This is a genomic window from Microbacterium sp. NPDC028030 (assembly GCF_040637855.1).
Lineage (GTDB): Bacteria > Actinomycetota > Actinomycetes > Actinomycetales > Microbacteriaceae > Microbacterium.
Genome location: NZ_JBEZXF010000001.1, coordinates 274,295 through 294,895, shown reverse-complemented (window position 1 = coordinate 294,895; position 20,601 = coordinate 274,295). Strand labels below are relative to the sequence as shown.

The 20,601-nt window shown below is 64.0% G+C and carries 20 protein-coding genes; 6 read left to right on the top strand and 14 right to left on the bottom strand.

The window, feature by feature from the left end; genetic code table 11:
* Nucleotides 1-100 precede the first annotated feature (100 nt).
* The 6 genes from pstB to AB0E56_RS01325 form a co-directional block, all read right to left on the bottom strand.
* Entirely contained in the window at nt 101-979 is an 879-nt protein-coding gene (pstB, locus tag AB0E56_RS01350) for a phosphate ABC transporter ATP-binding protein PstB (protein WP_345941141.1), read from the bottom strand.
* A gap of 4 nt (nt 980-983) precedes the next feature.
* Nucleotides 984-1,898 carry a phosphate ABC transporter permease PstA gene (pstA, locus tag AB0E56_RS01345; protein WP_183151621.1) on the bottom strand — a complete coding sequence of 305 codons (915 nt, stop codon included), beginning with the start codon at nt 1,896-1,898 and terminating at the stop codon, nt 984-986.
* Entirely contained in the window at nt 1,898-2,854 is a 957-nt protein-coding gene (pstC, locus tag AB0E56_RS01340; RefSeq protein WP_183151622.1) for a phosphate ABC transporter permease subunit PstC, read from the bottom strand. Before pstC ends, pstA begins: the two co-directional genes overlap by 1 nt.
* Nucleotides 2,855-2,877: 23 nt before the next feature.
* Nucleotides 2,878-3,840: a PstS family phosphate ABC transporter substrate-binding protein gene (locus tag AB0E56_RS01335; protein ID WP_359796286.1), complete on the bottom strand. Its 963-nt coding sequence runs from the start codon at nt 3,838-3,840 to the stop codon at nt 2,878-2,880.
* Nucleotides 3,841-4,001: 161 nt separating this feature from the next.
* Nucleotides 4,002-5,177, bottom strand: a complete 1,176-nt coding sequence (locus tag AB0E56_RS01330; protein ID WP_244632318.1) for an MFS transporter — start codon at nt 5,175-5,177, stop codon at nt 4,002-4,004.
* Entirely contained in the window at nt 5,174-5,455 is a 282-nt protein-coding gene (locus tag AB0E56_RS01325) for a metalloregulator ArsR/SmtB family transcription factor (protein ID WP_202045501.1), read from the bottom strand. The genes AB0E56_RS01330 and AB0E56_RS01325 overlap by 4 nt, the downstream gene beginning before the upstream one ends.
* A gap of 143 nt (nt 5,456-5,598) precedes the next feature.
* On the opposite strand from AB0E56_RS01325, the gene AB0E56_RS01320 reads away from it, so the two are divergent.
* Nucleotides 5,599-6,900, top strand: a complete 1,302-nt coding sequence (locus AB0E56_RS01320; protein WP_220173863.1) for an NAD(P)-binding domain-containing protein — start codon at nt 5,599-5,601, stop codon at nt 6,898-6,900.
* A gap of 51 nt (nt 6,901-6,951) precedes the next feature.
* Here AB0E56_RS01320 and AB0E56_RS01315 read toward each other — a convergent pair whose 3' ends face one another.
* Nucleotides 6,952-7,353, bottom strand: a complete 402-nt coding sequence (locus AB0E56_RS01315) for a low molecular weight phosphatase family protein (RefSeq protein ID WP_183151625.1) — start codon at nt 7,351-7,353, stop codon at nt 6,952-6,954.
* 126 nt (nt 7,354-7,479) lie between these two features.
* Here AB0E56_RS01315 and trxB point away from each other — a divergent pair, with 126 nt between their 5' ends.
* The 5 genes from trxB to AB0E56_RS01290 are packed head-to-tail and all read left to right on the top strand — an operon-like array spanning nt 7,480 to nt 11,299.
* Entirely contained in the window at nt 7,480-8,457 is a 978-nt protein-coding gene (gene trxB / locus AB0E56_RS01310; protein ID WP_359796285.1) for a thioredoxin-disulfide reductase, read from the top strand.
* Nucleotides 8,454-8,780 carry a thioredoxin gene (gene trxA / locus AB0E56_RS01305; protein WP_183151627.1) on the top strand — a complete coding sequence of 109 codons (327 nt, stop codon included), beginning with the start codon at nt 8,454-8,456 and terminating at the stop codon, nt 8,778-8,780. Before trxB ends, trxA begins: the two co-directional genes overlap by 4 nt.
* Nucleotides 8,777-9,871 (top strand): ACR3 family arsenite efflux transporter, encoded by a 1,095-nt coding sequence (gene arsB / locus AB0E56_RS01300; protein ID WP_183151628.1) that lies wholly within the window; start codon nt 8,777-8,779, stop codon nt 9,869-9,871. The genes trxA and arsB overlap by 4 nt, the downstream gene beginning before the upstream one ends.
* Before the next feature lie 2 nt (nt 9,872-9,873).
* The gene (locus AB0E56_RS01295; protein ID WP_029264079.1) at nt 9,874-10,866 is read left to right on the top strand and encodes a metalloregulator ArsR/SmtB family transcription factor; all 993 of its coding nucleotides are present in this window, start codon (nt 9,874-9,876) and stop codon (nt 10,864-10,866) included.
* A 25-nt stretch (nt 10,867-10,891) separates the two neighbouring features.
* Nucleotides 10,892-11,299, top strand: coding sequence for an arsenate reductase ArsC (locus AB0E56_RS01290; protein ID WP_183151629.1), 408 nt, complete (start codon nt 10,892-10,894; stop codon nt 11,297-11,299).
* Between the two features lie 185 nt (nt 11,300-11,484).
* Here the strand turns inward: AB0E56_RS01290 and AB0E56_RS01285 are convergent, their stop codons facing one another.
* The 7 genes from AB0E56_RS01285 to AB0E56_RS01255 form a co-directional block, all read right to left on the bottom strand.
* A complete protein-coding gene (locus AB0E56_RS01285; RefSeq protein WP_183151630.1) occupies nt 11,485-13,812 on the bottom strand; it encodes a zinc-ribbon domain-containing protein in 2,328 nt (775 codons plus the stop codon).
* Complete coding sequence (locus AB0E56_RS01280) at nt 13,809-14,852, bottom strand: TniB family NTP-binding protein (protein ID WP_183151631.1); 1,044 nt, start codon at nt 14,850-14,852, stop codon at nt 13,809-13,811. The genes AB0E56_RS01285 and AB0E56_RS01280 overlap by 4 nt, the downstream gene beginning before the upstream one ends.
* The gene (locus AB0E56_RS01275) at nt 14,849-16,885 is read right to left on the bottom strand and encodes a Mu transposase C-terminal domain-containing protein (protein ID WP_183151632.1); all 2,037 of its coding nucleotides are present in this window, start codon (nt 16,883-16,885) and stop codon (nt 14,849-14,851) included. The genes AB0E56_RS01280 and AB0E56_RS01275 overlap by 4 nt, the downstream gene beginning before the upstream one ends.
* A complete protein-coding gene (locus tag AB0E56_RS01270) occupies nt 16,875-17,702 on the bottom strand; it encodes a TnsA-like heteromeric transposase endonuclease subunit (RefSeq protein WP_164743619.1) in 828 nt (275 codons plus the stop codon). Before AB0E56_RS01270 ends, AB0E56_RS01275 begins: the two co-directional genes overlap by 11 nt.
* Nucleotides 17,703-18,277: 575 nt before the next feature.
* Nucleotides 18,278-18,484, bottom strand: a complete 207-nt coding sequence (locus tag AB0E56_RS01265; RefSeq protein WP_017201940.1) for a hypothetical protein — start codon at nt 18,482-18,484, stop codon at nt 18,278-18,280.
* 350 nt (nt 18,485-18,834) lie between these two features.
* Nucleotides 18,835-19,644 (bottom strand): sigma-70 family RNA polymerase sigma factor, encoded by an 810-nt coding sequence (locus AB0E56_RS01260; RefSeq protein WP_029264083.1) that lies wholly within the window; start codon nt 19,642-19,644, stop codon nt 18,835-18,837.
* A 324-nt stretch (nt 19,645-19,968) separates the two neighbouring features.
* Entirely contained in the window at nt 19,969-20,223 is a 255-nt protein-coding gene (locus AB0E56_RS01255) for a hypothetical protein (RefSeq protein ID WP_081859903.1), read from the bottom strand.
* Between the last annotated feature and the right edge of the window lie 378 nt (nt 20,224-20,601).

Genomic DNA, 20,601 nt, shown 5'->3' with positions numbered 1-20,601 from the left:
ATCGGGACGCCTGCATGTCTGAACTCGGCGAAGCTCCCACGAAGGATCTCCGAACTGCGCCCGTGCAGAACGAACCGCGGATCACCACCAGACAGGGAGGTCATCCGAATCGTCCGCTGATGTAGTCCTCCGTGCGCTGGTCCTGCGGCTGCTCGAAGATGTTCTTGGTGAGGTCGTATTCCACCAGGACTCCTGTGCGGTCTCCGGTGGTCTCGTCGGCCAGGGCGGTGAAGAATGCCGTGCGGTCGGCGACTCGTGCAGCCTGCTGCATGTTGTGGGTGACGATGATGATTGTGTAGTCCTGGCGCAGCTCGTGCATGAGGTCTTCGATCCGCGAGGTGGCGATGGGATCGAGGGCCGAGCACGGCTCATCCATCAGGATCACGTCGGGCTGCACCGCGATGGTGCGCGCGATGCATAGGCGCTGCTGCTGGCCGCCGGAGAGTCCGAACGCGGACTGCTTGAGCTTGTCTTTCACCTCGCCCCAGAGTGCTGAGCGTGTGAGTGCCTCCTCGACGAGGTCGTCCATGTTGTCGACCTTCATCCCTGTGACGCGAGGGCCGTAGGCGATGTTGTCGTAGATCGACTTCGGGAACGGGTTCGGCTTTTGGAAGACCATCCCGATGCGTCGTCGGACCTCGATGGGGTCGACGCCCTTCGCGTAGATGTCTTCCTCTTGAAAGATGACGTTTCCTTCGACGCGGGCACCGTCGACGAGGTCGTTCATGCGGTTCAGGGAGCGCAGGAGCGTGGATTTGCCGCAACCGGAGGGGCCGATGAGCGCGGTGATCTCGTTGCGTCCGAACTCGAGGTTGACGCCTGTGACGGCCCGGAAGTCCCCGTAGTACACATTGACGTCTTCGCAACGGATGAGTCCGCTGGGGGTTTCGGCAACCCGCCGTGAGTCTGCGGCCTGGAAGTGGGTGTGTGCCGCCGTCGGCGCCGCTGCGCTCGTCGAGGTGCTCGTGGAGGTGCTCATGGGTTTACCACCGTTTCTGGAACTTGTTGCGGATGAAGATGGCGAGGGCGTTCATCAGGATGAGAACGGCGAGCAGGAGGAGGCTTGTGGCGCCGGCGAGCTCGTGGAATCCCTCCTGCGGGCGCCCGGTCCAGTTGAAAATCTGGATGGGGAGCGTGGTGTAGCCGCTGAGCAGACCGTTCGGATCGAACGTGATGTAGACGAGTGCACCGAGGACGAGCAGTGGGGCTGCTTCGCCGAGAGCTCGGGACAGCGCGAGGATCGAGCCTGTCGCGATACCGGGGACCGACGCGGGAAGCACCTGCCTCCACGTCGTCTGCCATTGGGTGGCCCCCAGCGCGAGCGAGCCGTCGCGGATCTCCCGGGGTACGGCGCGCAGCGCCTCCCTGGTGGCGATGATGATGACCGGGAGGATGAGGAGCGTCAGCGCGAATGCTCCACCGATGACGATGTTCTTGTTGGTGACTCCGAGCATCGACAGGAAGGCGAGAGCGAGGAGACCGTAGACGATTGAGGGGACAGCGGCAAGGTTCTGGACGTTGAGCTCGACGAACCGGTTGAACCAGCGCTTCCGGTCGGCGAACTCCTCGAGGTGCACGGCAGCGGCGATTCCGAGGGGGAGGGTCATCACGGCGGTGGCACCAATTGCCCAGACCGATCCGAGGATGGCTGGACGAGCTCCGGCTTCCTCCGGGTCTGCGGAGGGGAAGTTCGTCACCAGGTTCCAGGTGAGCTTGTTCTGCCCGGTGATGAAGATCGTGATCAGCAGAGTGACGAGCACAGCGAACGCGACGAAGAGCGACAGCCACAGAAGTACGAGGAAGATCAGCGCAGTGGGACGCAGTTCGCCGTTTCGGCCGGTATTCAGCGGCCGGGTCGCGTTAAGCACACGGGACTCGGGAATGGCGGGCGCGGACATCAGTAGGCCTCCCGGAATCGGCGAACGAAGCGGATGCTGATGAAGTTGATGAGCAGCGTGATGAGGAACAACAGCAATCCGACAGCGAAGAGAGTGTTGTACTCGAGGCTTCCGACGCGGGAGTCCCCGAGAGCGGCGTTCGCGATGAAGCCGGTCATCGTCTGCCCCTGCTGCAGCGGATTGCTCACGAGCTGCGCCTGACTACCCGCAGCGATTGCGACAATCATCGTTTCTCCGACTGCTCGGGAGATTCCGAGAACGACGGCGGCGACGATGCCAGACAGCGCGGCCGGAAAGACCACGCGGAGAGTGGTCTGCATCCGGTTTGCGCCAAGAGCGGCACTTCCCTGACGGAGCGCGCTGGGGACAGCAGACATCGCGTCCTCGGCGATGGATGCGATGGTCGGGATGATCATGACTCCCATGACGAGGCCGGCGGCGAGAACGCTGAACGCCCCGGTGGGGAGCTGCAGCCAATCGCGGAGGACGGTGCCCTGAACGAACTGGAGCGCGAAGAACCCGTAGACCACAGTCGGGATACCCGCGAGGATCTCCAGCAGGGGCTTAAGTACCTTCCGCACTCGCGGTTTCGCATACTCCGCGAGGAGGATCGCCGCACCGAGGCCGAAAGGAACGGCAACGAGGAGCGCGATGACCGTGGTCCACAGGGTGGCGGTGACCAGGGGGAGGACGCCGAAGGAGGCGTCCGCGAATCGTGGGGCCCAGCGTGTCCCGAAGAGGAACTCGAACGGTGAGACCTCTGCGAAGAAGCTCAGGGACGGGACCAGGAGCGCGATGACGATGCCCACGGTCGTGATGACCGTGATGGCTGCGGCAAGGCGCAGGCAGAGTTTGATGAGGAACTCACCGGGCCGGCGGCGGCCTGCGAAAGAGGAGGAGGGGGCGGGGGCCCGGCCGGTAGCCGGGCCCCCGGGCCGCTCAGTGACGGTGGTCATGGGTGGCGTCCTGAGCGACGGGTTCAGCCGAGGGACGCGAGCTCGTCCGAGGCAGTGGTGACCTGCTCCTCGGTGAGCGGCACGAACAGGGCGCGCTCGGCGATGTCGAGCGAGTTGGCAACGTAGAAGTCGACGAACGCCTTCACCGGCTCCTTGTCGACGTACGAGGCGTTGTTCACGTAGATGAACAGGGGGCGCCCGAGCGGAGTGTAGGTGCCGTCCTGGACGGTCTCGGTGCTCGGCATGACGCCGTCGACCGCGACAGCCTTGATGACGCCCTCGTTCTCTTCGACGTAGCTGAGCCCGAGGAACCCGATGGCACCGACGTCACCTGCGACCCCCTGGATGGTGATGTTGTCGTCTTCCGAAGGGCTGTAGTCGGTGCGAATCGCGCCCTCCTCACCGTTGATGGCGTCGGTGAAGTAGTCGAACGTTCCCGAGTCGGTGCCTGCACCGAACAGCGTGATCGCCTGGTCGGGGAAGCTCGAGTCCACCTGGTTCCAGTTCGTGATCTCGCCCTCGGCCTCGGGACCCCAGATCTTGTTCAGCTGCTCGACCGTGAGGTCTTCAGCCCAGTCGTTCTCGGGATTGACGACGACGGACAGGCCGTCGTTGGCCGCGATGATCTCGGTGTACTCGATGCCGGCGGCCTCGCACTCGGCGGCTTCTTCGTCCTTGATGGCGCGGGAGGCGTTGGAGATGTCCGTCTCGCCCGCGCAGAAGGTCTTGAAGCCGCCACCGGTGCCCGAGGTGGCGACGGAGACGTTCACTCCGGACTCCTCATCGCGGAACAAGTCGGCTGCGGCTTCCGTGAGAGGGGCGACTGTCGACGACCCATCGGTGTTCACCGAACCGGTCAGTCCGCCCGATCCTTCACCGGAGCCGGCGGATTCGCCTGCGCTCGGCTGCCCACCACAGGCGCTCAGCGCAAGAACGCCGATGACCAATGCTGTGGAGGCGAAGATCTTTGCTGTGGTCTTTCGCACGATTGCTTCCTTCATCTCAGACTCGTGACAGGCGGCCGATAGACCGCCTCGAATAGATGGTGATCTATTCGACGTATTGATAGAAGGTCATCTATGTGAACGTGAGGTTAACGGACTCGGAAGAACTCCCGCGGGTCGCAGGCAATCGCTCGGTTGACCGCCTAGGAGAACCGAGCGAAGGCGAGCGAGATCGCCGCGAGCCCGACGGCGATGAGGGCCATGGCGGAGTACGAACCGGTGGCTACTGCGAGAAGCGGACCGAGTGCCGGGCCGAACGCCCCGACGAGCGTGATCGGAGCAGCGAAGATCCCGTTGATGGCGCCGTAGTTCTGGGTGCCCCAGCGATCCGCGACGGCGGAACCCTGGACAAGTGTCTGAGCGCCTCGCACGGCACCCGCAGCGATACCTATGGAGATCAGGAGCCACGGAGGCCCGGGAATCAGGGACAGCAAGGTGAGAGAGATGACGCTGAGGCCGGCGGTCACCGTGAGGGGAACCCATGGTGGGGCAGTGTGCGGGACGGCGACGTAGAGGAGTCGCCCGATCACCTGACCGGCGCCGAGGAGTCCGAGGGCCCACGCGGCGAGTTCATAGCTCATGCCCTTCTCGGTGAAGAGCGGGATGAGCGCGAGGGTCACGCTGAAGAGCGCAGCGGCGAGGGCGAACATGGAAAGCTCGAGCATCCAGAATCGTCGGGTGCGCACGACCGTGCTCACCGTGTGAACCTCTGCGGCGTCGTCGTGGCGAACGGGTGACCAGGTGCGCTCCAGGCTGAACCAGTGCAGCGGCGCGGTGGTGAGAAGCAGGAAGCCGGCGAGTATCAGGAACATGGTCCGCCAGTCGGTTATCCCCAGGAGTCCGGCGACAATCGGGGCGAAGATCGTCGATGCGAGCCCGCCGGCCAAGGTCAAGATCGTCATCGCCCCGCGGCGTCGAGCGCCGTACCGGCGAGCGATGACAGTGAACGCCGCTTGGTAGAGCACTGCCGATTGTGCGAGTCCCGCGATGACCCACCCCACGGTGAAGACTGCAAGGTTCGGTGCGAGAGCGACGAGCACGACGCCGAGCGGGCCGACGACGCTGCCAACAGTCATGATGAGGCGCGGCCCCCGCTCGTCGAGCCACTTTCCGACGAATACGCCGGCGACGGCGGAGGCGACCAGGCCCGACGAGAACGACAGCGTGACCAGGGCCACCGGCCACCCGGTGTCATCCGCGACCGCGGGAGAGGCGACGATCAGTGCATAGAACAGGATTCCCCAACTGATGACCTGCCCCGCCGACAGCGCGGCTAGCCGGCCGCCCAGGTGTGGCGGAGGGGCACTCGCTGAGGTCACACCGCGCGGAGAGAGTCGGCAGCGGCATCCATCGCGTCGCTGTTGAGAGCGAAGTACGCCCACTTGCCGCGCTGTTCACGCGTGACGAGGCCGGCGTCGGCGAGGAGCTTCATGTGGTGCGACACCGTGCCCTGCGAAAGCCCCACGGGCTCGGTCAGATCGCAAATGCACGCCTCACCGCCAGCCCCGGCGGCGATGAGAGACAGCAGCCTCACCCGCGTTGGATCGCCAAGCGCCTTGAACACGCGTGCAACCCGCTCGGCATCCGCGACGGTCATGGAGGGGGTGATTGGCGGGACGCAGCAGCTGGTCGATTCGATTGTCGTTGGCAAGCTCACCGGACTAGTCTGGCACGTATTGACAATCTTCGATAGATAGACGACAGTCTTCATATTGAAGTTTTTCGATTTGAGGAGATGTGATGTCTGAGCTTCCTGTCGTCGTCATCGGAGCAGGGCCGCAGGGCCTCGCCGCAGCGGCGCATTTGGTCGAGCGCGACGAGAATGTCCTCGTCGTCGAGCGCGGGCACGGCCCTGCAGCTGCAGTCTCCGAGTGGGGACACGTGCGCTTGTTCTCGGCGTGGCCAGAACTTACGGACGCCGCGGCGCGCCGCCTGCTCGAGCCCACGGGGTGGAGCGCACCCGCCTCGGGGTATCCGACCGGCGCGCAGTGGGTCAGCGACTACCTGACGCCACTCGCGGATGTCCTGGGCGACCGGATCCGCTACGCGACGACCGTCACCGGAGTCGCCCGCCAGGGCCGCGACAAAGTCGTCGACGCAGGCCGCCGGAGCCAGCCGTTCGTCGTCCACACCGTCGATGCCGCGGGCAACGAATCCCGCCTCCTCGCCCGCGCGGTCATCGATGCCAGCGGCACCTGGGGCCTCCCGAATCCCGCTGGGGCGGATGGGTTCCCGGCCCTCGGCGAAGCCGCCGCGTCCGATCTGATTTCGTACCGCATCCCTTCCGATGTGTCGGACCTCGCCGGTTCGCACGTCGTAGTGGTCGGTGCGGGGCACTCAGCCACGCATGCCGTGCTGCGTCTGAGTGAGTTGGCCCGCCGGTCGCCGGGAACGCGCGTGACGTGGCTGCTACGCCGAGGGAGCGCCGCCAACGTCTTCGGCGGCGGAATCGGGGACGAGCTGCCGGAGCGTGCCGCGCTTGGTTCCCGCGCCCGCAAGGTGATCGACGAGGGGGTCGTCGACCTCGTGACAGGCTTCCGCGTCGCCGAGTTCCAGCACGGAGGCGATGGTCTGACACTCGTCGCCGAAGATGGGCGCGAGGTGACGAATGTCGGGCGCGTATTCGCACTCACGGGCTTCCGCCCTGACACCGGGATGCTGCGAGAGCTCAGGATCGACCTCGATCCCACTCTCGAGGCGGTCGCAGGCATTGCCTCCGAGATTGACCCGAACATCCACTCCTGCGGGTCGGTGTCGGCGACGGGAGCGAGAGAACTGGCGCAGCCGGAGCAAGGGTTCTTCATCGTCGGAGTGAAGTCCTACGGGCGAGCCCCAACGTTCCTCGCGTTGACTGGCTTCGAGCAGGTCCGTAGTGTCGCAGCTCACCTCGCTGGCGACCACGAGGCGGCCGCACGCAACGAACTCTCTCTCCCTGACACTGGTGTGTGCGGTGGATCCGGTGCCTTCGATGACAATGTAGGTAGCTGCTGCGCAGCTCCCCAGACCCTGCAGATCGGCGCGCGGCCTGTCACTGTCGGCTGATTGCAACTCATGAGGGGTGGGGCTCCCGAACCGAGCCCCACCTCTCAGCACTTAGCTGACGAGCCGAGCCGCCAAACCACGCACCTTCGCGTCGATGGCGTCGCGGAGTTCGCGGACGCCGTCGGCCTCCCAGTTCGAGGGATCCGGAAATGACCACTCGACCAGCTCTCCGCGCACCGCGCCCGGCAGCGGGAGGCCCGGTTTCATCAAGACCACGACATCGGACGCGTTGAGATCATCCACTGTCACGGCCCGAGGCCTCGCCGCTGACGTGTCGATTCCGAGCTCGTGCAGCGATGCGGCGACGGCCGGGTTGATCGTCTCGGCTGGAGTGATTCCCGCACTCGTCGCGACAAGTCGCCCATCGCCGATGTGTCCGAGAAGATGAGCGCCCAGTTGGGAGCGCCCCGCATTGTGCTTGCATATGAACAGAACCGTCTTGGGGTGGGTCATCTGTGGTCCTCTGATCTCTTGACTGTCTCGAATGCTCCACCTGCATGATCTGTTCGCCAGGTGAAGAGCAAGTGAACTCCGGCAATAACAGTTGCATTCGGTATCGACAGATGTCAATATAGACACATGTCGATTCAAGAGGTTGAGCTGGTCATCATCGGGTCCGGGCCTGCGGGCTACACCGCCGCGGTCTACGCCGCGCGTGCAGGCCTTGCTCCTGTGGTCCTCGCCGGTTCTGTGACGGCGGGCGGCGCGCTGATGACCACGACCGAGGTCGAGAACTTCCCCGGTTTCGTCGACGGCGTGCAGGGGCCCGACCTGATGGAGTCGATGCGCGCTCAGGCTGAGCGCTTCGGTGCCCGAATCCTCCTTGACGACGCCGTCCGCGTCGACCTCGACGGGACCATCAAAACGGTCGAGACCGGAGCAGGGGAGACCTTCCTCGCCCGTGCCGTCATCCTCACAATGGGCTCTGCCTATCGCAAACTCGGCTTGCCGGACGAGGATCGACTCACCGGTCACGGCGTCTCCTGGTGCGCCACCTGTGACGGCTTCTTCTTCCGTGAGCAGGAGATCGTCGTCGTCGGCGGCGGAGACTCCGCGATGGAAGAAGCACTGTTCCTCACCCGCTTCGCGTCGAAGGTCACCGTCGTGCACCGCCGCGACGAGTTCCGGGCCTCGAAGATCATGGCGCAGCGCGTGCTCGACCATCCCAAGATCGAGGTCGCCTGGAACAGCGAGGTCGCCGGCCTCGTGGGCGCCGAGAAGGTCGAAGCCGTAACGCTCCGCGATACCGTCACAGGTGCCGAGCGGACGATCTCGGCCACGGGAGTCTTCGTCGCCATCGGCCATGACCCGCGCTCCGAGATCGTCACCGGCCTCGTAGACACGGATGCTGACGGCTATGTGCTCGTCGAGCACCCCTCCACCCGCACGAACCTCGCGGGAGTCTTCGCCGCGGGCGACCTGGTCGACCACACCTACCGTCAGGCGATCACCGCCGCAGGCACCGGATGCGCCGCAACACAAGACGCCCAGCACTACCTCGCGGCGCTGGACGAGACCGCATCGGTACCGACCGAGACCGAGGAGGTCTTCGCATGAGCGCGCCCATCACCGTCACCGATGCCACCTTCCAGGCCGAGGTCATCGACTCCGAGATCCCCGTCGTCGTCGACATCTGGGCCACCTGGTGCGGGCCGTGCAAGCAGGTCGCACCCCTCTTGGATCAGCTCGCCGCCGAGTACGACGGCCGTGTGAAGATCGTCAAGCTCGACGCCGACCAGAACCCTGAGACGGTGACCGCAGTCGGTGTCACGTCCATTCCCACCCTCGGGTTCTACACGGGAGGCGCGCGCGTCGACACACTCATCGGCGCCCACCCGAAGCCCATCATCGCCACGAAGATGGAGGCTCTCCTCGCATGAGCACCGCCACCGCACCTACCACCGTCCCGACCACCACGCGCCGTCTGTCGACCCTCGACCGGTGGTTGCCGCTCTGGATCGGTCTCGCCATGGTCGGCGGCATCGTCATCGGCCGCTTCATCCCCGGCGTCTCCGGTCTCCTGGCCGATCTTGAGGTCGGTGGAATCTCGATTCCCATCGCCCTCGGCTTGCTGGTGATGATGTACCCGGTTCTCGCTAAGGTCCGTTACGACAAGGTCGCCGCGGTCACCGGAGACAAGAAGCTGCTCATCTCCTCCCTGGTGCTCAACTGGCTCGTCGGACCGGCGCTCATGTTCGTTCTTGCGTGGGCCCTCCTCCCGGACCTGCCTGAGTATCGAACCGGGCTCATCATCGTCGGTCTTGCCCGCTGCATCGCCATGGTCGTCATCTGGAATGACCTCGCCTGTGGCGACCGCGAGGCTGCGGCAGTGCTCGTCGCCATCAATTCGGTGTTCCAGGTCTTCGCCTTCTCGCTGCTCGGCTGGTTCTACCTGACGGTTCTGCCCGGCTGGCTCGGCCTCGACTCCCAAGGCCTGGAGATCTCGGTCTGGCAGATCGCGCTCAACGTGCTGATCTTCCTCGGCATACCCCTCGTCGCCGGATTCGCCTCCCGCTTCATCGGGGAGCGCACGAAGGGACGCGACTGGTACGAAGACCGCTACCTCCCGAAGATCGGCCCCTGGGCCCTCTACGGTCTCCTCTTCACCATCGTGCTGTTGTTCGCGCTCCAGGGCGAACAGGTCACGAGCCGCCCCTGGGACGTCGCTCGGATCGCCCTCCCACTGCTGGCGTACTTCGGGATCATGTGGTTTATCGGCCTCTTCACCGGCAAGGCACTGGGTCTCGGATACGCACGCTCGTCGACGCTGGCATTCACCGCAGCGGGCAACAACTTCGAGCTCGCCATCGCCGTCGCCATCGGCACATTCGGCGCGACATCCGGCCAGGCCCTCGCCGGAGTCGTCGGCCCGCTCATCGAAGTCCCTGTTCTCGTCGGACTGGTCTATGTCTCTCTCTGGGCAGCCCGACGCTGGTTCCACACCGATCCATTCACCGCTGAAAGGATGTAGACATGAACGCCGTGCTGACCACCCAGGGCGACACCTGCAGTCCTGTCGCCAGCCACGCCATAGGCGTCGATGCGGCCACCTCGGTCGCCTCTACTCTGAAGGCGCTGTCGGATCCGCTCCGTCTTCGAATGCTGTCTGCCATCGCATCCGACCCTCGAGGGGAGTCGTGCGTCTGCGATCTCGCCGAGCTCGCCGAGGTTTCCCAGCCGACGGTCTCTCATCATCTGAAGGTGCTCAAGGACGTCGATGTCCTCACCTCGGAGCGGCGTGGAACCTGGGTCTGGTATCGGATCAACCCGAACCTGCGCAGCGCCGTCACGGCCCTGCTGGAATCCTTCGCGCCCGCGACGCTCGCACCGTGGAGTGTCTCTGACGGCCGCGATGAGCCGCGGCCCGACTTCGACGCGCGGGTGACCCATCTCGCAGATGAACTCGCAGCAGAAGTCCCCGAGCTCGACCCCAATGTCGTGCTCACCATCGTCCGCGAGTCCTACACCGCCCTCGCCCGCACCGCGCGAGTCACCTCAGCACTCGTGCCACTGACCGAACGCTTCGCACGTCAGCGACTCGCCGACCTCACACGGGACCGCGACTCTGCTGTGCCCCAGGTGCTCTTCGTCTGTGTCGCCAACGCGGGGCGTTCGCAGCTCGCCGCCGCGCTCGTCAACAAGATGGCGGGCGGCAAGGTCGTGGCTCGCTCGGCAGGATCGGCTCCTGCCGACGTCATCCATCCTCACGTCCGGTCGATTCTCGCCGAGATCGAAGGTGACGCTGCCGTCGAGCGCTTTCCGAAGCCGCTCACCGATGATGCCGTCCGTGCGGCGGACGTCGTCATCACGATGGGCTGCGGAGATGTCTGCCCGATCATCCCCGGCGTCCGTTACGACGACTGGGCAGTCGGCGATCCTGCTCTCGCATCGCGTGACGGTGTCGAAGCCATCCGTGACGACATCGCCGGCCGCGTGCGCGCGCTCGTCGAAGACCTTCTCCCTTGACCAACCCCTCGCACCAGGAGCAACCATGACTGACACGACCACCAAGCCCTCCGTTCTCTTCGTCTGCGTCCACAACGCCGGACGCTCGCAGATGGCCGCCGGATTCCTCCGCGACATCGCCGGCGACCGCATTGAGGTCCGCTCCGCCGGCTCCATGCCCGCCGACCAGATCAACTCGACTGCCGTCGAAGCGATGAATGAACTCGGGATCGACATCACCGCCGAGCAGCCCAAGATCCTGACGACCGAGGCCGTGCAGGCATCCGATGTCGTCATCACGATGGGATGCGGTGACGCCTGCCCGTTCTTCCCCGGCAAGCGCTACGAGGACTGGAAGCTCGACGACCCGGCCGGCCAGGGCATCGACGCCGTGCGTCCCATCCGTGACGACATCAAGGCGCGAATCGAGCAGCTGGTGAGCGAACTCGTCTAACGAGGGGAATGTGCTCGCCGATCCGGGATGCTTTCGTCAGTGATCGAATCGGGAGCTCGAGTCTCTCGATCACTCCCGATTCGCTCGTGTCAGCGTCAGCGCCAAACAGAGAGCTAGCGCTGGATGCGAGGAGGACTCAGCGCCACGAGTAAAACCCCAGACGAGGTTCGCATCGGGTCCTGTTACTACTTGCGACATTCGGGGCAGTGGGCGTGAGGTCTGCGGGTTCTGGTCTGAATCTTGGACGGCCACGAATATCCGCACGCACAGATCCACATGACTTTTCGACCCGACCCGACGGTGACCTCGGTAGGAGAGAGGGCGTTCGCTGGGTCCCATTGCTTGGCGAGGTCGGGGCGCAGAGTCGCAAGGTCGTTCTCGCCAGGGATGGGCAGCTTTCCTGCGCAGTAGGGGCAGCCGTGGCCGCACGTCCGATTCTTGACTGTCGCCGGCCACGAGTGGTTGCGGTGGCAGATCCATGACACTTTCACGTGGGAGGAGACTGTGACCTGATTCGGTGAGCAGTCGTTGCTGGGGTCCCATTGTGCGGCGATATCCGGTCGGCGTGTCGCGAGGTCAGTGGCTCCCGGGATGGCGACCCGTCCGGAGCATGAGGGGCACCCGGAGCCTGCGTGTCGGTTGGCGACTGTCGCTGGCCACGTGTGATTCTCAGCGCAGCGCCACTGGGCTTCATAGGAGCTACTAACGGTCACTTCGGAGGGTGTTCGGTCGTTCGCCCCCGCTTCATGGTCCCACTCCGAAGCCAGACGAGGGTCGAGGGTTCCCAAGTCGTTGAATCCCGCGAGGACGACCCGATTCGCGCACACGGGGCATCCCGTCTTGTCCGTCGTGCGACCCCAGACGGGAAGCTCCCACGTGTGGCTCAGCGCGCAACGCCATACCGCAGGGTAATCCGAACCCGCGGTGACCTCTCGCGGAGTCTTGGAGTTCGAGGGGTCCCACTGGCCGGCGAGTCGAGGGTGGGTGGTGGCCAGGTCATTGAAACCGGCGAGGGTGCGTTGATTTGAACAGTACGGGCACCCGTATCCCGAGCAACGGTCGCCGACGGCCGCGTCCCAGCTGTGGTCGCAGGGGCCGCGCCACCAGACGACACGGTCCGATCCGGGGGTGACTGTCTCCGGAGTGATGGAGCTGTCGTTGCGTTCGCAATCCCACTCTGCTGCAAGGCCCGGGTGAAGTGTGGCTAAGTCTGTTTCACCCGGTATCGCCCGGCTACCGCTGCAGTAGGGGCAGCTGGTTTCTTGCGTGGTGCGGGAACGCACCTGGGCGGGCCAGGTGTGCTCTCGAGCAGTACACCTCCAGTTGATTCTCCGGGCAGAGGTGACGCTGACGTGATGGGGGTCCCCGCGGTTGGCTCCTGAGGTGGTGTCCCATTCCGCGGCGATGTCTGGCCGCAGGGTGCCAAGGTCGGTGTGTCCAGGCCAGAAGTCCATGCCGATGCAGTACGAGCAGTTTGTCTCGGCAAAGCCTCGCACGTGGGGGCTTGCTTCCCAGGAGTGCCCCTCCTCGCACAACCACCAGGCTTTGTGGGAGACATCTACTCCCGACCAGGGGTCGCGGGTGGGCGGGTTGCGATCCCAGTCCCATTCGGAGATGGCTTTCGGGTGGCGGAGGATCCACAGCGGGTAGTTGGCGGTGGTGTCGAGGATGCGGGGGACGTCGACAGTGTCGAGGGCAGCTTCCAGGGGGCGGAACTTCGTGGGGATGGTGTGGCGGCGGAGGGGGCGGAGCCAGAGAATCACCCGTTCGACGAGGACGTCGCTGTTGGTGAAGCCCAACGTTGCCTTGATGTCGAGCCGTAGATCTGCCGCCGACTGAGTGCGCCATCGTGCGCAGTGCGAATGATTGGACAAGATCTGCAGAACGCGCACCGTCGCGCGGTACAGATGTGCGCGGCGATCGATCTCGCGTACCGCGCTCATCAAAGACGGACTCTGCCCGGTCTCTGCGTTCTGGGCGGAGAGCGTGTCGTTGTCGCGCACCATGGCCCACACCTGACCGTGCATTTGCGTGGTGACCTGACCAGTAGCGACGAGTCGACGGAAGGAGAGTTCCGCGTTCCGAAGAGAGGGATCGAAGGGAACGATCACCTGGGTATCGGTTTCGGTTCCGGGACCGAACCACACCATCTGCCCCGGGTGTCGGAGACAGAAGTTCTCCCGATCGTGGGGAATCTGCTCGATCGTCTCCCCGGCACTGCATAGGCGGCACAGGAAGCGCTGCGGGTAGGCCCGTGTGGAGTCCGGTTGCGCTAGACGTTTCATGCGGAGGTAATGACCGGCTGGGCGCCCCGCCGTCGCCTCGACCGTCCGAGCGGCCGCTTCGTCGTCGATCCAGACGCGGTGGATGTTCGGTTGCGCTCGGTTGGTCAGTGCCCTCTCGGCGAAGTCGAACGGCACTCCTGCGGCGCGGCATTGCCGCTGCGCGTAGGAGCGTGGCGTCTCAAGATGATGCCACTTGGGTCGTTTCGCCCACGCCTGCGTGCTGATCATGCGGCGTCAACCAAGTCGTCCAGGGTGACGTTGTGTTTGTTGAGCGTGGTGCGCCGGAGAGTATCGAGAACCCCGAAGAGTCGCTGGCGGGTTACGGTCTCAGAGGTGCGCGATTCGTCTCGCAAGATGGACGCGACGAGGCGGTCCACAATCATCGCGAGTACGGCGAGCTGCCCGTCGGCGGCGTGGACTAGCGTGCCGGCGTTGCGGGTGAGAAGGCCGTGGGAGTGCCCGCATAGTGGTAGGAAGCTGTCGAAGGTGGCGACCCATTTGATCCATTGTTCGAAGTCCTCTTTGACGTCCGGGTCGATCTTGTCGAGTGTGACGAAGTCGCAGCGTGCGCTGACTTGCAGGCCGTCGCCCGTCTTGAATGCTTGGTCGAGACTGATTCCAACCAGGACGACGGTCGCACAGGACTCGTTCTGGAGGGCTTTGATGACACTGGAGGGTTCAGTCCCGCCGAGCTTGTGCGCTTCGTCGATCAAGAGCAGCTTCGTGCCGTGACGGTGGAGGGCTTCGACGGCAAGCTTCCGCAGCCTGTCGGTGGCGATTTGTTTGGGGAGAACGATGGTGGGGGCGAGAAACTCCACGATCTGGGCAAGGAGAGCTTTCCCGGTCGAGTGTTCGGTCATCTCCACCCAGACGACCGGTGCGTCTCCGTCTCTGAGGTAGTCGGGGTGTTGGGCTGCGTGTCTGCGTTCTACGGATCGAGCCAACAGGAGAGCGAGCTCTGTCTTGCCGGAGAACATCGGCGCGGATATCATCAGCCCGCGCCGCGAGTTCTTTAGCCGAGGGTTGATCCGGATGAGGTCCTCCAGAATGCGAGCGCAGACCGCTTGCTCGCGTGTCTTCACCCTCAGTGTCAGTCGGAGAAAGTCTTCGCGAGCTTGGTCGTATAGTTCTCGTGCTTCACTGTCCAGATTTGTGTACTGCCGGAAGGTGATCTTCGGCGGGGATGCGGGCTCGGCGTCGAATGCTTCTCGAAGCCCTGCAAGGCTGGTCTTGCGGTCATGGCGGAGGACGAGCGGGGTGATCTTCATGAATCAAGCTCCTCTGCTTGCGCGAGATGTATGTCGGGGGATGTCCAATCGATGCTGGTGATGTCGACGGGTTTGGCCCATTGCCGTAGTGGGATCGGTGTCGTTGTCGAGGGGCCTGGTTCACGTTGCGCTTCGACCTTGAGGCGCTGTTGCTCTCGTTTGTGCTGGGTACGTTTCCGTTTGTCTCCTCGTTCGCGACTTTCGACGTGGTCGATCCACTCGCGGCGGCGGTCGGGATCGTCGATTGCGGCGTCGGGGTATCGGGCAAGGAGTTTCATGTCGATCTCGGCGACCATCGGTGCTGTCTTCTCCCGCAGAGCGATGTCCCAGCACTCGATCCACACACCGGTTTCTGGGTGACGCACCCAGACGGCATTGGCGTTGTAGGGGTCGAAGCTCACTGGGAATTTCCTGGCTTTCGCGGATCCCGGTTCAGCGCCCGTGAGGGAGCGATTGCGGAGATCTTCCAGGTGGGGTGAGTCGTAGCGGCGATTGTGGAGTTCGATCCCTGCACGACCGATCATGCGCCGTTCCGTGGGCAAGAGCGCGAGGTACTCCTCAACTCCGAAAGGCACCGGGACGCCGGGTCCTACAGCGAACAGTTCGGTGTACATCTGATTCGGGGTGAAGATGCGCCCTGGGGAGCTCGTCGACTTCAAGCCACGGTGAGGCCTGTTCAGGTAGATGTTCGTTATCCAGCTGTCGAGGATGAGGCGAAGCGAATCCAGGGTGAGGGTGGGGTCGTCTTTGGCGGCCCGATGGGCGACGGAGTTCCCCACGAAACCGGCCAGCCATGCGGCGAAGTCTGTCGAGAGGGTGCCGAAGTTGCGCTCTACGTGTGGCTTTACCGTCGGCGTTCTGGAGGGGGCAAGTTCCCTGTGGATTCCGTACGCACTGCAGGCATCTCTGAACGTGCGGGACCGAAAATCTGCTCCGCCGTCGATAGTGATCGATCGCGGGAAGATCCACGGGAGGGCCAGAGAATCGTCGGTGAGGTAGGGGTTCACCTGCTTCATCAGGTCAGAAGGCAACGTGGCTGATCCCGCGAGGGTGGCTGCTCCCGAACCAGGTACGGCTTTGCGCCCGATGACAGCCCGGGCGAGCAGGAGTGCATGGTCGAATCCGCCAGGGCTGTCCGCGTGAATCGCCCAAGCGAGCGGTACCCGGCTTGCGACATCGAGAAGCACGGTGAGCGTCGGCCGGAACTCACTGTTCTCATCCCAGACGAGAACGTCGAGTTTCGTTGAATCGATCTCGCATCGCTCCCCAAGTTGATAGGCAGCCCCGGAGTAGTACTGACGCTTGGGGCTGTTATCGGTGTTTCGCCGGGTGGTCGCTTTGTCGAAGCTGTAACGGCCGGCCGCCCGCTCGTTGATGTAACCCTGGAGGGTGCGAGCCTTGATCTCGCATAGAGGATCGCCCGGGTAAGTGGTCTCGAGCTCTCGCCTCACCAAGACAGCGCACCGGCGTTTGCTGCTCGTCGACTTGTCCGTTTGGCGATCGAGGAATCGATCGATGATCGTCACCAGCCGTGCATCTGCCCGGCTGATGGAGAGTCGCTGCTCGCCCTTGCGATGCATGCGGGCATTCAGCCCGGCTGCACCGTCTTGCTGGTACGTCTTCCACAGGAGGTGAAAGGTGCTGCGCGCTCGCCCAAGTGACGTGCCTTTTAGCTCGAGCAGCTTCGCGTCAACGCGTGCGTTCTGAGTTGTCAGCGCAGGGTCGTATTGTGCCCGAGAAGCGGAGGCCAACGGATCCATCGGCCTGCCCGTGAACGCCTCAAGGAGATGGGCTTCCATATCGCATACGTCGGTCGGCCATGCATCCCCGTCCGGTCGAAGAGATACGCTGCGATCCCGTTGGGCTGTTCCGGCCTGGAGCAGGAACTCGTCTACGGACATGATCAGGTGTCGATCGGGCGCGTGTTCAGAGCGGAGCTTCACCTCCAGGCCAGGAATGATGTGGACCCAGACCCAGCTCTCGCCGTCAATCTCGAAAGAGTCTCCGAGCTTCAGTTTGCGTTCATCGGACACTGATCGCGTCCGTTCTCTCCCGATGTGCGGTAGTCAGTAGCGTGTTGCTATTGAATACGGACGACAAGTCGAGCGCGAGAAGTCTGCGCCAGGCGAGGTTGTCAACCCATGCGCACGCTAGAAGCGGGCAATCTGGAGACGCCAGCTCACACAACTCCCGGCGTGTTTTGCCCTGAGTAGCTGCGTCGAGGATCTTGTCCTCGATGTCCGCCGACGGCCTGCAACGGTCATGACGCGACGCCGACAACCATTCGACCACGCGAGTCGCATGGACGCTGTGACCGGAGAGCACCTCGTAGTGCCAGCCGAGCGTTGCCGACAGCCGTGCGGTTTCATCGAACTGCAGTTGCACGGACTCGTCGATGCGTTCCTTCGGCTTCACATCTCGGACGGCGTAGGAGCCGTCCGACATCTGCAACAAGAAATCCGGCACGTGCCAATGACCGGCCATCGGTGAGCGGACGCCGAACACCACGCCAAACGGCTGCGACCACACCCTTTCGACCTGTCCGGCAAAATCGAGCCACATCAACTCGTCGCGCTCGAACTGAGACTCACACCACACGTGGCTGCGGGTGCGACTCCAGAAGTACTCAGATCCTGTGAAGAAGTGGCTGGCGCCCTTCGATACTCGAACCTTCATGGGGTCGATGACAGACCAATCCAAACGGCCGAGACTTCGGTCGACCGGTGCGAACGAGGTGTTGTTCGCATAGCCAGTCTCCGAACGATGATCACGCGGCACCCAGTGCAGCTCCGACTCTTTCGAGAACCGTCGACGAGCGATCATCCGTGCGATCTCAGCTGGCTTCATCATCACTCCCGGAGGGAGGCGGAGTGCCGGTAGGCACATCTTCGTCGCCTGCGCCCAGGATCAGCCCGGTCGGCTTCGACGGGCTTCCGACACACCGGCGCGGACCGGATATCGTTCGATCTGATCTCGAGTGGCCCGACGTGAAGCGAGAACCGCATCGTTGGTCGCCCGATGTCACTCGGGACTCCACCGGCTTCCGTCGCAAGGTCTAGGCAACGCAAGGCCAGACTTGAACGAACGAGGGGAAAGCTCCCCCACTAGCCTTCGGGTGAACAGTACTCGCCGCCGGCTTCCGGTGAACATTGCCGGCTCCGGCGCTGCGGCAGACATTGAGATGCCGGTCGGCGTTGCCGTCCCGGGCGCTCACGCCTTGGCGTCCGCGGAGACCGTTGCGGACCCCGACCTCGTGAGACTGACCATCCCGCTCCCCCAGTGCAGGACCCGTCCCGCACGAGATGCTCGACGGGAACCTCGTCATCGACAAGGTGAACTACTGACCGCCACCGACGGGGTTCTGGAGGCCCTCGACTTACACAACGAGGGCCTGCACGTGTGCACGTGCAGGCCCTCAGGTTCGATTAGACGCGCTGGCTGATCGTGCCGCCCGGGTTGCGGTTGGCGGTCGATTCGGTGACGAACCGGCCCGACGACGCGGAGCGGTGCACCGTGGTCGAGTTGCTCGTGCCGGAACCGACACGTTCGGTGGTGGTCTTTCCGGGCCAGCGGGCCGCAGCGGCCTTGGAGACGAAACGACCGGTGGATGCAGAGCGACGAACGGTTCCCATGGGAACTCCTTCACTGATTGGTGCCGGGGTGCCATGAGATGGAGCGCCGCTAGTCTGCGGCTGCCAACTCCGGTACAGTCAGTGCTCTGGATGAGACCTGACCTTCTCAGGGCTTGTGAGCCGTCCCGTTACCGCGGGGCGGCTCTTTTCCGTTGTGATCCCGACATCTCGGTATATGTCCGCCGCTGGTCACTTCCCCTCGCGGCCTCTCAACTGCTTCGATTGAGTCTTGCCCGTCATCGATCGCGAGACGAGCGACTGCGCTTTGTTGGCGGAAACGGTTCGGCGTGCCGCCTTCGCGTTCTGGGTCCCGAAGGACGAGCGCTCGATCTTGCCTCGAAATTCACTGCTCATGCGGACTCCCGGTTCTGTCGTACTTGCTGACGTGCGCGCGCGATCGCCGACTCCACCGCTTTCGCGGTCATGCCAAGCTTCTCGCCGATCTCCGCGTGCGTGAAGCCATGCGTCACGTTCAGATAAAAGGCTGAGCGGACACGCTCGTCCTTGATGCTCCCGAATGCACGACGCAGCTCGTCCTTGATGTGCGCCGCCTCGCTCGCGTCGGGAGCAGCCGACGTCGACGGACCCTCCTCGAAGTCGTCGGCCCAGGCCGCTGCGGGCGGCGGAGCCTGCGGCTCCGCATATGAACGCAGCTCTTCTCGACGCCAACGCTTGTAGACGTTGCTGAACTGCAGAAGGCACTGGCCCACGAAGAACGTGCGCAGGGAAGCTCCCTTGGCGGGGTCCCACTTGCCCGGGACGAGCACCTTGTCTCGGAACGCGGTGAGGGCGAGCACGATCGTCTCATCCGCCAGGCTCTCGGCCTCTTCGATCATCGAGCCCGGGCGGGGCTCAGGCTCCAGTGCGCCGAAGCCTTTTCGCTTCACCTCGCCACGAATCTGCCCTTTGTAGATCCACCCGCGGATGACAGCCCATCCGTACTTCGCGATCTCATTCGCGAACAGATCGTAGTTCCGGCCACGGTATCCGCTGGCCTGGAGTGCGGTCGCGAGTTCGCGGTCTCCAGCGAGCCGGTCGAAACGTTCCTCGGCGCGATCGCGGTCTGCCTCGGCCAGCCAGGCCTGATCCGTTGCCCACGCGATGAGAGTAGGAACGCCATCGGGGGACGAATGCCCTTCGGGCTCGTCGTTACCGGTCATAGCGTTCCCTCACGATCCTGGTCAGCTCATAGTCACCACGATCCCTCATATGTCCGACATTGCAGACTTCCCCTCGCCTCTCGCAAGAAAATGTTGAGCAACCTCACGGTTCGGTGCCGCCCGCCGTACACGATCGTTTGCGGCGTGGTTTCGCATTCGGTTCTACTGGTGGTGCCGCAAGCGAGGCCTCGGACCCATCTCCGCTTTCCAAAATCTCCCGCTGAAGACGCGAGGGAGCACAGCAGGAGGGAGCGTGCAGCAGACGACCCGCCGAAAACGATCGTTTCCGGCGAGTTCGCGTCGCCCGTCATCGTGCGCCCGCCGTTAACGTTCGCCGGTATCTGCTTTCGGCAGACGTTTCCGGCGTTCAGGTAGCGGGTCTCGCTCGTCGTCCGCCGATGCGAGTTGGCGAGGATGGTTTCGTTCCGCGCGGAGTTGTTGCTCGATCTTGGCGTGTGCTTTTCGTTCGTTGCGGTCGGCTCTGATGATGGACCGCAGGACGAACCAGAATGCTGCGACGACGGCGATCGTGGGGATGACGGACCAAAAGGCGTTGGTCCAGTAGTCATTGAGATTCATCCGCGCCTCCCGGGGGTTCACGCAGCACGAGCGCCAGTCCGACGATCGCGAGGATGAACGCTGTTTCGTAGCTTCCGAGCGTGTATGCCCAGAGTGACCGTTGGTCTGGAACGGTTGTGTCGATGAGGAGATGAGTTGCGATCAGTGCGACGGCGGCCAGGAGAAGGAAGGCCCCGATACGTACGAGGCGATCGTGACGCCGCTGTGGGGACATGTGGCTGGTGCGCGTGGGAACGTGTGCTCGTGGACGGTGCCGAGCTGGGTGCAGGTGGCGGGTCATCTGAATATGGCTCCGATGAGGTAGAAGCTCGCAAGGGCGAGAAGCAGGGCGAGGACTGTGGCGCACGCGATGAAGACGGATATGCGTCGGAAGGGATT

What these genes read in the sequence shown, in the direction of transcription:
- AB0E56_RS01285 (WP_183151630.1), bottom strand. Translation starts at nt 13,812, where the DNA reads ATGATCAGCACGCAGGCGTGGGCGAAACGACCCAAGTGGCATCATCTT.
- arsB (WP_183151628.1), top strand. Translation starts at nt 8,777, where the DNA reads ATGAGCACCGCCACCGCACCTACCACCGTCCCGACCACCACGCGCCGT.
- pstA (WP_183151621.1), bottom strand. Translation starts at nt 1,898, where the DNA reads ATGTCCGCGCCCGCCATTCCCGAGTCCCGTGTGCTTAACGCGACCCGG.
- AB0E56_RS01290 (WP_183151629.1), top strand. Translation starts at nt 10,892, where the DNA reads ATGACTGACACGACCACCAAGCCCTCCGTTCTCTTCGTCTGCGTCCAC.
- AB0E56_RS01255 (WP_081859903.1), bottom strand. Translation starts at nt 20,223, where the DNA reads ATGAATCTCAATGACTACTGGACCAACGCCTTTTGGTCCGTCATCCCC.
- AB0E56_RS01320 (WP_220173863.1), top strand. Translation starts at nt 5,599, where the DNA reads ATGTCTGAGCTTCCTGTCGTCGTCATCGGAGCAGGGCCGCAGGGCCTC.
- trxB (WP_359796285.1), top strand. Translation starts at nt 7,480, where the DNA reads ATGTCGATTCAAGAGGTTGAGCTGGTCATCATCGGGTCCGGGCCTGCG.
- pstC (WP_183151622.1), bottom strand. Translation starts at nt 2,854, where the DNA reads ATGACCACCGTCACTGAGCGGCCCGGGGGCCCGGCTACCGGCCGGGCC.
- AB0E56_RS01315 (WP_183151625.1), bottom strand. Translation starts at nt 7,353, where the DNA reads ATGACCCACCCCAAGACGGTTCTGTTCATATGCAAGCACAATGCGGGG.
- AB0E56_RS01325 (WP_202045501.1), bottom strand. Translation starts at nt 5,455, where the DNA reads ATGACCGTCGCGGATGCCGAGCGGGTTGCACGCGTGTTCAAGGCGCTT.
- AB0E56_RS01260 (WP_029264083.1), bottom strand. Translation starts at nt 19,644, where the DNA reads ATGACCGGTAACGACGAGCCCGAAGGGCATTCGTCCCCCGATGGCGTT.
- AB0E56_RS01280 (WP_183151631.1), bottom strand. Translation starts at nt 14,852, where the DNA reads ATGAAGATCACCCCGCTCGTCCTCCGCCATGACCGCAAGACCAGCCTT.
- trxA (WP_183151627.1), top strand. Translation starts at nt 8,454, where the DNA reads ATGAGCGCGCCCATCACCGTCACCGATGCCACCTTCCAGGCCGAGGTC.
- AB0E56_RS01270 (WP_164743619.1), bottom strand. Translation starts at nt 17,702, where the DNA reads ATGATGAAGCCAGCTGAGATCGCACGGATGATCGCTCGTCGACGGTTC.
- pstB (WP_345941141.1), bottom strand. Translation starts at nt 979, where the DNA reads ATGAGCACCTCCACGAGCACCTCGACGAGCGCAGCGGCGCCGACGGCG.
- AB0E56_RS01295 (WP_029264079.1), top strand. Translation starts at nt 9,874, where the DNA reads ATGAACGCCGTGCTGACCACCCAGGGCGACACCTGCAGTCCTGTCGCC.
- AB0E56_RS01265 (WP_017201940.1), bottom strand. Translation starts at nt 18,484, where the DNA reads ATGGGAACCGTTCGTCGCTCTGCATCCACCGGTCGTTTCGTCTCCAAG.